This window comes from Kocuria sp. ICS0012, from assembly GCF_001665945.1.
GTDB classification, from domain to species: domain Bacteria; phylum Actinomycetota; class Actinomycetes; order Actinomycetales; family Micrococcaceae; genus Kocuria; species Kocuria marina.
Genome location: NZ_LZMM01000047.1, coordinates 1 through 11,013, shown reverse-complemented (window position 1 = coordinate 11,013; position 11,013 = coordinate 1). Strand labels below are relative to the sequence as shown.

Genomic DNA, 11,013 nt, shown 5'->3' with positions numbered 1-11,013 from the left:
CCCCCCCCCCCCCCCCCCCCCCCCCCCCCCCCCCCCCCCCCCCCCCCCCCCCCCCCCCCCCCCCCCCCCCCCCCCCACGACAGCGCCTACTGTGCGCGCACGATCTGCAGGTCGTTGCCTGTCCCGCTCTCTTCTTCGGGGGCGATCGAGGCGTCCTCGGCGCGGGTGCGCTGGTCGTCGGCGACCTCCACCACGCGTGACACCGCGACCGATCCCGTGTTGCGCTGCGGGCGCGGCTTGTCGGAGTAGTACGCGGTGAGCCGCGCGAAGCCCTCGTCCAGGCTCACGGACGGCGTCCAGTCCAGCAGTTCGCGGGTCTCGCGCTGGTCGAACCAGTGGGCCGTGGACAGCTGCTCGGCCAGGAACTCGGTCATGGGCGGCTCGCCGTCCCCGCCGCGGAACTTCGCGGGCAGGTACGGCCAGACCTTCTCGATGACGCGGCCGGCGAAGCGTGCCACGCCACCGGGGATCGAGCGCGTGGGCGCGGGGGCGCCTGCGGCGCGGCACATCCGCGCGATGAGTTCGCCCACGGGGCGGGGCTCACCGTTGGTGATCACCAGCGCGCGTCCGCGCACGGTGTCAATGCGCTCGAGCGCCCGCACGATGCCCTCGGACGCGTTGTCGATGTAGGTGGTGTCGATCATGGCCGCACCGTTGTCCAGGTACGGCATCCGCCCGGCCGCCGCGCGATCCGCGACGCGCTCCACGAGCTGGGTGTCCCCGGGGCCCCACACGATGTGCGGACGTACCGCGGCCACCTTGAGGTCGCGCTGGCCGTCCATGCTCAGGCCGAGCAGTTCAGCGGCGGCCTTGGACCGCGCGTAGTTCCCGCGCGCCGTCTGGGGGTTCGCGGGTTCCGCGCCCGCGCCCTCGATCGACACGCCCGCGTGGGCCACGGACGGCGAGGACACGAAGACCACGTTCTGCACCCCGGCGTTCTGCGCCTGGCACAGCAGCACACGCGTCCCGGTCACGTTGACCCGCACGAAGTCCTCCCAGTCCCCGGTGAAGGAGACCTTGGCCGCGAGGTGGATGACGTCGTCCACGCCGTCGAGCGCGCGCGCCACGTCGTCGGGATCGGTCACCGAACCGAGCACCTCGTCGACGCCTTCGCGCTCGGCCACGGATGCGTGACCCCGCTGGAAGACGCGCACGCGCCAGCCGCGCGAGAGCAGGACGCGGGCGACGTCCCCACCGAGCATCCCTGACGCGCCGGTCACCAGCACGGTGCGGCCGTCCCCGGTCAGCTCACCCTGGGTCGCGGTGGCGCCGCCACGCTCGGGATCCGCGATCTGCGCGACACCGGGAGCAGTGTCCTGCCGGTCCCCATTCGTTGCGTTTGCATCGGAATTGCTTGCGTTCCCGTCGTTCCGGGGAGCCGACGACGCCGCCCCGGCCGCGGTGGCCCCGGGAGCGGGCGCAGCGGCGTCGTGATCGTCGGCGCGGCGGCGGCCGGCGCCGGAGCGGTCGGGAGCGGGGGTCTGGTCGTGGCTCACAGGGCACTCATCTTTCCGGTGGCCAGGGCCTGCTCGGCCCAGTCACTCAATTCGGCGCGGTCGATCTTGGAGTTGTGGCGGATGTCCGTGGGCTGCTCGGGGATCACGAGCACGGCGCTCACAGCCAGCCCGGTCGCGAAATCGATCGTGGCGCGCACGCGCTCGGCCAGATCCGCGGGGGCCACGTGGGGCTTGGCGGCCGGGGGCACCGTTTCGATCACGGCCACGGGGGACTGGGAACCGCGGGGGCCCACACCCACGACGGCCACGCGGCCCACACCGGGAACCGTCTGGGCGGCGTGCTCCGCCGCGACGGAAGACACCGGCCCGTCGGACATCGTGATCACATGGGCCAGGCGGCCCTCGTACCACAGCCGCTCACGGGCGTCGAAGTGCCCCACGTCCCCGGTGCGGTGCCAGCCGGGGGTCAGGTCGGAGGCGCGCTCCGTGATCCACAACCGGTCGTAGTGGTCCTTGGCGTGCGGGGCGCGCGCCACGATCTCGCCGGTGACACCAGGGGTGGTCACGATGTCGGGGGAGACGGAGCCGTCCGAGCGCAGCGGCAATACGCCGAGCTGCGCTCCCTCGACCGGGGTGCCCACACACACGCCGCGGCCCGCACCCTCTACACCGCTCTGGGCGTCCTCCCGTGCCGCGCGGATCACGTCCAAGCTGACGTCGGTCAGGGGCAACGCCTCGGTCATCCCGTAGGGGGTGTGCAGCTCGGCCGCGGGCATCAGCTCCTGCAACCGGGCGAGCAGCTCCTCGGGGATCGGCGCTCCGGCGGAGAGCATGAGGTCCACCCGGGCCAGCGCATCACGCTCGGCGGGGGACAGCTCGTCCGCGGTGGCCAGGACGTTGGCGATGGCCGCGGGGGACGCGAATACCGCGGTGGCGCCGATCGCCATCGTAGCTTCGGTGAGCGCCTGTGCGGTGAGCGTCTTGGGGCTCGTGACGTCCATGTCCGGTGTGACGGAGGCGGCACCAAGGGCGGGGCCGAGCAGCGCGAACGGCGCGAACCCGGCCACGAGTCCGGTTCCGGCCCGCAGCCCGTAGGTGTCCCGGATGGTGTCGCGCATCCCGGCCATCTGGCGGTGGGTGTAGACCACGCCCTTGGCGGGTCCGGTGGAGCCGGACGTGAACAGCACGGCGGCCGCGGCGTCCGGGTCCACGGCGGGGATGTCCTCCGGGCGCACGGTGGTCACCGAGTCCATGAGCTCGGCCACGGTGTGTTCCACGCCCAGCAGCTTCTTGGACACGGGGTCCAGCCGGTCCGCGGAGATCCGGCGTCCGGGCCAGCCCAGGGCGCGCGCACCCATGAGGGCCTTGCGGATGCCGATGAACCAGTCGGGGGACGAACCGCGCAGCGCCCGGGTCAGTCCCTTGCGGCCCAGCCCCTGGTCCGCGACCACGATCACCGCGCCCATGCGCAGGCACGAGTAGATCAGGGTGGTGAGCATGGAGCCCGGGGGGACCATGAGGTTCACACGGTCCCCGGGGCGCACGCCCGTGCGCAGCAGGGCCACCGCGAGCTGGTCCACGGACGTGCTCAGCTGGGCCCAGGTCACGGTGCGTTCCACGTTGAGCGCCGGTGCGGAACCGTCCACGGTTCCCATGACGGGTCCCATGTCCACGACGGCGGGGGAGGCGTCGCGGCGTCGTGCGTCGAGTTCGGCGAAGAACGGCACGAAGTCCCCGCGACCGCGCGCGCGGCGCTCACGGTGGGCCTGCACCACGGGCTCGTCCTGACCGAAACGCTCACCGAGCCACGTGAGGATCGCTGGGGCGATGTCCCGGGCCTCGGGCAGCAGGTGCTTGGCGCCTTCGAAGCGGTGGACGTCCGCGTGGGGCGCCCGCCGCATGAGGTCCTCGAGGTAACGCTGCTGGAACACGGGATCGTTGGTGCCCCACAGCAGCAGCGTGGGGACCTCGCGCGCGCTCATCCGCCCGGCGATGCGCTCGTACGCCGCGTTGGAGGGGTGGCCCGGTTCGGCGGGGATGTCGGCGACGAAGTGCGCGATGCCCTCGCGGCGCTCGCGGGAGGTGTACGGAGCCTTGTAGGCCTTCTTGAGGTCCTTGGCCGGGGCGGGATCGCACAGGGCCAGGGTGGTGTCCAGGAACGCGGTGGTCCCGGAGGTGAGGGGTTCGTGCACGGCGCGGTTGAGCGCGAGCCGCAGGGCCGAGGGGATGGGCTCGGCGTTGTCGTGGTGAACGGCGGTGTTGGTCATGATGGTCGCCGCGTGGAGCTGCGGGTGTTCCTGCGCCCAGCCCTGGGAGATGAGCCCGCCCCAGTCGTGGGCCAAGGTGACCACCGGCAGTCCGGCGTCGTCGATGCCCAGCGCGTGCGTGAGGTCCCCGAGGTCCCGGACGCGGTCCTCGAGCCGACGGAACAATCCCGTGCGCTCGGAGAAGCCCATGTCCAGCTGGTCCACGGCCACCACGCGCCACGGCTGCTCGGCCGTCTGGCCGGCGCGCACCACGTCCCGCCACAGGTAGGACCACGTGGGGTTGCCGTGCACCGCCAGGATGATCCCGCGGGGACTGCGGCCCGCCTCGGTGATCGCGTCCCCGTTGTCCAGCACGTGCCAGCGGCGCTTCCTGCCGGGCACGGGTTCCACGACCGCCGTGGTCGGGACGCTCACCGTGGTGGACCACGCGGGGTCCACACCCGGCAGCGGGGTGTCGGTGAAGGGTAGACGCACCGTGGTGGTGCGTTCCGGGGAGGGTGTGGAGAGCACGTTGCTCCTCCGTTCTGTGAGGCGGTGACCGGGGGCTACGGGCGGGCTACCAAGCGATCTCCATGAGGGTCGTGTTCAGGCCCGAGCCCACGCCCAGGCACAGCACGCGCTGGCCGGGTTCGAGCCGCTCGGCCTCGAGCGCGAGTGTCATGGGCAGGGCCGCGGCGGCCACGTTGCCCCAGTACGGGAAGGTGAGGGGGACACGGCCCGCGTCCAGGCCCATGTCCTGGATGAGCTTGTTGGTGTGCGAGTTGGAGACCTGGTGGGTCACGTAGGAGTCCATGTCCCGCCACTGCCAGCCGTCCTTCTCGGCCTCGAGCCACGCCTCGACCACGAGGCCCACCCCGTGGTTGAGCAGCCCGGTGGCGTCCGTGAACATGCCGTCGTCCCCGCCGATGCACAGGTGGTTGAACTCCGTGCCCGCGCGCGTGACGGATCCCACGATGCGGTGCCCGTTCGGGTGGCGGTCCGCGGGGCCCACCACGGCCGCGGCGGCACCGCACCCCAGCGTGAGCGTGGCGAACTCCTGCACCACCTGTTCGCGGGTGATGTCGTCCCCGCGCAACCGTTCCACCGCTGCGTGGTGCCACGGGGAGGGGTCTTCACCGGCGACCACCAGGGCGTACTCGATCGCCCCGGCGTCGATCATAGACGCTGCCACGGTGAGGGCATTGACGAAGCCCAGGCACGCGTTGGTCATGTCGAAGTTCAGCGCGGAGCTCGGCAGGCCCAACCGGTCGTGGATGCCCACGGCCACGGCGGGTTCGAAGTTGTCGCGGGTCACGGACGCGTTGATGAACAACCCGATCTGCTCCGGGGCCACCCCCGATTGCCGCAGGGCCTCCTGGCCGGCCTCCGTGGCGCCGTCCGTGAAGTGGCGTCCCGGTGCCCAACCGCGGCGTTCCTTGATCCCGGCCAGTCGCTCAAGCAGCCCCTTGGGCATGCGCAGCCGCCGGAAGGTCTCTGCCAACTCCTCATCGAACCGAGTAGACGGGATGACCACGTCCGCCTCCGTCTTGGTCACGGATAGGACTGCGGCATTTCGGTTTCTGATGGTGGAGTTACCGGTCAATGTGGCGCTTTCGATCAGACGCCACCCGTACCGTCAAGGAATCGATCGTGAGAGGAGAGCCTCGGCGCTCGGGTGAACTAGCGGGTTGGACCGGCTCAGTCTAACGGTCCCGACTGACAGCTCCCTTCGGATGTACGTGGCGTTTCTCTGCGGGCGCAGGCCGTTCCGGCCCCGGTGAGCCGCGGGTGTGAGCCCCCGCACGCGCCCCACACCGCCGCGGGGCCCGCCCCGGGTAGACTCGGGGGCTGCCCCCGCGCTCGTGATCGCCCAGGTCGGCGCGCCTGTCACCCGCCGGTGCGCGCGCCGAGGGGCGGCGTAAGCGACAACGACATTGGAGACCCCCGCGTGCATTTGAAGACCCTTACCGTGCGTGGTTTCAAGTCCTTTGCGTCCGCCACCACGTTCCACATGGAGCCCGGGGTCACCGCGGTCGTGGGGCCGAACGGGTCGGGTAAGTCCAACGTGGTGGACGCCCTCGCGTGGGTCATGGGGGAGCAGGGCGCCAAGTCCCTGCGCGGCGGAAAGATGGAGGACGTCATCTTCGCAGGCACCTCCGGTCGCTCCGCCCTGGGCCGCGCACACGTGTCCCTGACCATCGACAACGCCGACGGCGCCCTGCCGATCGAATACTCCGAGGTCACCATCTCGCGCACGCTGTTCCGCTCCGGGGGCTCCGAATACGCGATCAACGGCCGTTCGTGCCGGTTGCTGGACATCCAGGAGCTGCTCTCCGACTCCGGGCTGGGTCGGGAGATGCACGTGATCGTGGGGCAGGGGCAGCTGGACCGGATCCTGCAGGCCACCCCCGAGGACCGCCGTGGGTTCATCGAGGAGGCCTCAGGGATCCTCAAGCACCGCCGCCGCAAGGAGAAGACCCTGCGCAAGCTCGAATCGGTGCAGGCGAACCTGGACCGGCTCGAGGACCTCACCGGTGAGATCCAGCGTCAGCTCACGCCCCTGGGCCGGCAGGCGCGCACGGCTCGTAAGGCGCAGCGGATCCAGTACGACGTCCGTGATGCGCGCGCCCGTCTGCTCGCGGAGGATCTCGTGGCGGCGCGCGCCGGGATGGACACGGACCAGGACGCGAGCCGCGCGGCGCGCGAACGCAAGGCCGAACTCGAGACCGCGGCCGCGGATCTCGCCCAGCGGCTGCAGGAGACCGAGACCCGTGCCGCGCGCACCACCCCGGAACTGAACGCGGCCCGCACGAGCTGGTACGAACTGAGCACGGTGCGCGACCGCTACCGGGCGCTGGCGGCGCTGGCCGAGGAGCGCCGTCGGCTGCTGGGCAGTACCGAGGAAACCGCCGCCACGAACCGGGACGCGCAGATCCTCGAGGAACAGGCCGCCCGGACACTCGTCGAGGCTGAACAGCTGGCCGAACGGGTCGCGGGGGCGCGCGAGGACCTCGACCGTGCGCATGCGGCGCGCGAGGCCGCCGAATCGACCGCGCGGGACGCGGAAAAGGAATCGGCCGCGCTCGTGCGCCGTGCCGCGGACCGACGCGCGGGGCAGGTCCGGCTCGCCGCGGCGGTCACGGCCGCGCGGTCGGCGCTCACGGCCGCAGAAGCGGACGTGGAGCGTGTTCGCGGGGAGCTCTCCGACGTCGTGACCCGCGCCGAGAGTGCCCGTCTGGACACCGCGTCCCTGCGCGAGACGGCCGAGGCCACCGCGGTCGAGGCGCAGCGCCTCGGGGAACGGGCCCGCGAAGCCCAGGAAACGGCCGACGCCGCTCGCGCCCGCTCGCGGGAGGCGGACGACCACCGGCAGCAGACGGCGAGCGCGCTGCACGCCCACACCGTGCGCCTCGAGACCCTGCGCGAGTCCGTGCGGCAACCGGACGGCTCGTCCTCGGTGGCGGACGTCGTCCCCGTGCTGGGGGAGGTGCCGCGGGCCGTGCGCGTGAGCCCGGGGTGGGAACGTGCCGTGGCCGCCGCGCTGGGCCCGTGGTCCGACGCGCTCGCCGTGGCGTCCCACACCTCGGCCGCCCGGGTCTTCTCGCGGTTGCGCGATGCCGGGTCGGGTCGCGTGCACCTCGTGATCGCGCGGGAGGACGGCGCGGCCACCGAAGTCACCGGTCCAGCGCTGCCCGAGGGGTGCGTGCGCGCCACGGAGGTCCTCTCCTCGGCCCCGGAGGAATCCGACACCACGGGCCACGCGGCCGTCGTGGCCGCGGTGCGGGCCGCACTCGCCACCACAGTGCTCGCCCCGGACGCGACCGCCGCGCTCGCGGTCCTCGACGCCGCGGCGCAGGACGGGCGGGCCGACGCCGCGTGGCGCGTGGTCACCCGCGACGGTGACGTGTACGGCGTCCATCGGGTCCAGGGCGGAGCCACGGAAGCGGCCGGCAACCTCGAGATCCTCGCGTTGATCGACCGCGAGGTGGAAAAGACCGCGACCTTGCGGGACGCCGCAGAGACCGCGGCGGAACGGGCCCGGGAGGCCGAGGAACAGCGCGCGGGCGCGGAACGGGAAGCCCGCGAGACCGGCCGGGCCGCGCAGCGGGCCCAGCAGGAGGCCGCGGCGGCCGGGGCGGCGTCGAGCAGGGCGGAGGCCACGGCGTCGTCGGCGGATTCCGAACTGGAACGGCGCCGCGGTGTCCTGGCGACCGCACAGCAGCGTTTGACCCAGCGGGATGCGGAGCTGCGCGAGGCCGTGGAACGCGCCGAGGCCGCGGAGACCGGGGACGAGGAGGACCTCGACCGCGAGCAGCTCGCGGCCGCGTCCGCCAAGGACCGCGCCGAGGAGCAGGCCCGGACCGCCCGCGAGGTCGAGACCGAGGCGCGGCTCGCGCTGCGCGGGCTCGAGGAACAACATCGCCACGCCGAGTCCCGGGCGCAGGCCCAGGCGCGGGCGGCGCGTACCGAACGTGTCGCGCAGGCCGAGGCCGCGCGGCGTGCGGAGCGTCGCCGCGTGCAAGCGGTCGTGGCGCGGGCCGTGGCGGAGGCCGCGCGCTATCTCCGGGAACGCGCCGACGACGCCGCGGCGATCGCGGCCGCCCAGCGCGACGCCATCGAGACCAGCAGGGCCGGGCTGGACGAGGTCGCGCAGCGATTGCGCTCCGAACGTGACGAGCTCGCCCGGCGGATCGGCGAACTTACCGAACAGCTGCATCGTGCGGAACTGGACCTCGCGCAGCGCCGGGCCCGGCTCGAGGGGCTCGAGACCACGGCCCTCGAGGAATTGGGGATGACCCCCGACTTCCTCGTGGACTACTACGGCCCCCACCTGCCCGTCCTGGACGCGGACGCAGCGCTCGAGGCGGCCCAGCGCGCCGAGGAGGACGGCGCGCCCGTGCAGCTGGCTCTGCCCCGGATGACCGATGCCGGGACCCCGTTCCGACGCGAGGAGCAGGAGACCCGGTTGCAGCGCGCGCAGAAGCAGCTCAAGGCGCTCGGCAAGGTCAACCCGCTCGCGCTCGAGGAGTTCGCCGCGCTCGAGGAACGCCACAAGTTCTTGGTCACCCAACTCGAGGACGTCAAGAATTCCCGCACGGATCTGCGCAACATCATCCGGCAGGTGGACCAGCACGTCGAAGAGGTCTTCGCCCAGGCCTACCGGGACACCGCGGAACAGTTCGTCTCGGTGTTCGCGACCCTGTTCCCGGGCGGGGAGGGGCGGTTGCGCCTGACCGACCCGGACGACATGCTCAACTCGGGGGTCGAGGTCGAGGCCCGGCCCGCCGGAAAGAAGATCAAGAGGCTCTCCCTGCTCTCCGGCGGCGAGCGCTCCCTGACGGCACTCGCGTTGCTCGTGGCCATCTTCAAGGCCCGGCCGTCCCCGTTCTACGTCATGGACGAGGTTGAGGCCGCGCTGGACGACCGGAATCTGGGTCGGTTGCTCACCATCTTCGAGCAGCTCAAGGAGAGCTCGCAGCTGATCATCGTGACCCACCAGAAACGCACCATGGAGATCGCGGACGCGCTCTACGGGGTCTCGATGCGCGGCGACGGCGTGAGCCTCGTCGTGGGCCAGCAGCTCTCGCAGTTGCGCTGAGGTCTTCCGCCGACGACGCCGCTCGTTCGCCGAGGGTGGGACGGCTCAGCTTGTCGCCGCGCGGGCGCGGCGCAACAGCGCGGCCCCGCGGCGGCGGAAGGTCAGGTCACTCCCGATCCTCGCGGTCAGCGTGGTGCCGTCAGAAGTCAACTCGGTATCGGGATGGGAGAGGGTTTCCCGGATCCGCTCCGGGGCCACTTCCGGTGTCAGGGACGGAACACCATGGCGAGCACGAGCACCGGCGTGGTGATGATCCCGCGGTCCCGTAGCTCCGTGAGGATCGCGTTCGCGACGAACATCGTCACGAAAACGACCATGAAGAGTACCGCCGTGGAACGGGGACGACGTCGCTCGGTTGCGGCCACGGGAGCTCACTTCCGTCGGGGGGCGGGGCCCTGGGTGCGTGACTCCGGGGGCAGGGTGTCCCTGACCGGAAGCCACGCGACGGCGGCGAGGAGCATGAGCGCTCCCGAGATCCCAAAGGCCCAGCCGAAACCGGCGGCGTCCGCGAGCGCGCCCGCGAGCACGGGGCCGGCGATCTGGCCCGCGTCCGCGCACATCTGGTACCGGGACAGTACTCTGCCGCCCGCTCGATCCGGGCCGATGACATCCGCCACGGCGGCTTGCTGCCCCGGGTTGAGGGTTCCGGAGCCCACCCCGGAGAGCAGGGACAGTACGGCGAACGCCACCACGGACGTGCTCAGCCCCACCCCAATGGTCGCGAGGCCGCACACGAGCAGGCCCGTGAGCACGAGCGGTTTGCGCCCCACGCGGTCGGTGAGCCGCCCCGTGACGGTCAAGGCCGCGGCGTTGCCCACGGCGAACAGTGCCAGCGCGAGCCCGGCGACGGCCGGACCCTCACCGACCACCTGGACGGCCAGGAGAGGGACCAGGGCCACGCGTACGCCCATGGCCGTCCAGCCCGTGGAGAAGCTGGACGCGAGCGCGGCACGGTACGCTCCGGCGTCGAGCGCTTCGCGGACGCGCATGGGCGGCTGGGCCCGGCCAGTGCGTCTGGCGCCGATCGTCTCGTCCTTCAGCCGCAGGTACACCACGAGCACGGCGACCAGCAGAGCGCCGGCGTAGATCAGGAACGGGGCGTGCATCCCGAGACCCGCGAGCAGTCCGCCGAGCACGGGCCCCAGGATGCCGCCCAGCAGGAACGCGGTCGCGTAGTACCCGGAGACCCGCCCGCGCATGGTGGGCGGGGCCAACCTCACGATCAGGCCCATCGCGGACACCGTGAACATCGTGGACCCGATGCCCCCGAGACCGCGGAAGATCAGCAATTGGCCATAGGTCTGCGCGAACGCGGTCGCGGCCGAGGACAGTGCCACCACGATCAACCCGATCAGGTACGTGGGCCGCTCACCCAACTTGTTGACCACCGCACCGCTCGCGGGGGCGAAGACGAGCCGGCACAGGGCGAACGCGCTGATCACGGCGGAGGCCGCGGCCACGCCCACGCCGAAACTGGCCGCGAACTGCGGCAGCACGGGCGCCACGATCCCGTAGCCCAGGGCGATCACGAAGGCCGCAGCGATCAGGACCTTGATGGGCTCGGGGACCCTGCCGCGCGGCGCGGGTTCTCCGGCGGCGTCGTCCGATGCAGTGGACGCTGCTGCGGCGGCGTCCGACGTCGCCGCAGCAGCGCGCGCGTCGTCGGGGGAGGCGGGGACGGGATGCTCGGCGGGGTCGCGGGGATCGGGGC

The 11,013-nt window shown here is 72.4% G+C and carries 6 protein-coding genes; 1 reads left to right on the top strand and 5 read right to left on the bottom strand.

Annotated elements, in window-relative coordinates; all coding sequences use genetic code 11:
* Nucleotides 1–86: 86 nt before the first annotated feature.
* From A5728_RS08260 to A5728_RS08250, 3 genes are all read right to left on the bottom strand, one after another.
* On the bottom strand, nucleotides 87–1,292 hold the full coding sequence (locus A5728_RS08260) for an NAD(P)-dependent oxidoreductase (RefSeq protein WP_064846588.1): 1,206 nt from the start codon (nucleotides 1,290–1,292) through the stop codon (nucleotides 87–89).
* A gap of 200 nt (nucleotides 1,293–1,492) precedes the next feature.
* Nucleotides 1,493–4,234 carry an alpha/beta fold hydrolase gene (locus A5728_RS08255; RefSeq protein WP_082943336.1) on the bottom strand — a complete coding sequence of 914 codons (2,742 nt, stop codon included), beginning with the start codon at nucleotides 4,232–4,234 and terminating at the stop codon, nucleotides 1,493–1,495.
* A gap of 46 nt (nucleotides 4,235–4,280) precedes the next feature.
* A complete protein-coding gene (locus tag A5728_RS08250; protein ID WP_064846585.1) occupies nucleotides 4,281–5,306 on the bottom strand; it encodes a 3-oxoacyl-ACP synthase III in 1,026 nt (341 codons plus the stop codon).
* A gap of 345 nt (nucleotides 5,307–5,651) precedes the next feature.
* On the opposite strand from A5728_RS08250, the gene smc reads away from it, so the two are divergent.
* Entirely contained in the window at nucleotides 5,652–9,302 is a 3,651-nt protein-coding gene (smc, locus tag A5728_RS08245) for a chromosome segregation protein SMC (RefSeq protein WP_064846584.1), read from the top strand.
* A gap of 206 nt (nucleotides 9,303–9,508) precedes the next feature.
* On the opposite strand, the gene A5728_RS14140 is transcribed toward smc, so the two are convergent.
* Together A5728_RS14140 and A5728_RS08240 are read right to left on the bottom strand one after the other, a co-directional pair.
* Complete coding sequence (locus tag A5728_RS14140; protein WP_156523417.1) at nucleotides 9,509–9,667, bottom strand: hypothetical protein; 159 nt, start codon at nucleotides 9,665–9,667, stop codon at nucleotides 9,509–9,511.
* A gap of 6 nt (nucleotides 9,668–9,673) precedes the next feature.
* Complete coding sequence (locus A5728_RS08240; protein ID WP_082943337.1) at nucleotides 9,674–10,858, bottom strand: MFS transporter; 1,185 nt, start codon at nucleotides 10,856–10,858, stop codon at nucleotides 9,674–9,676.
* Between the last annotated feature and the right edge of the window lie 155 nt (nucleotides 10,859–11,013).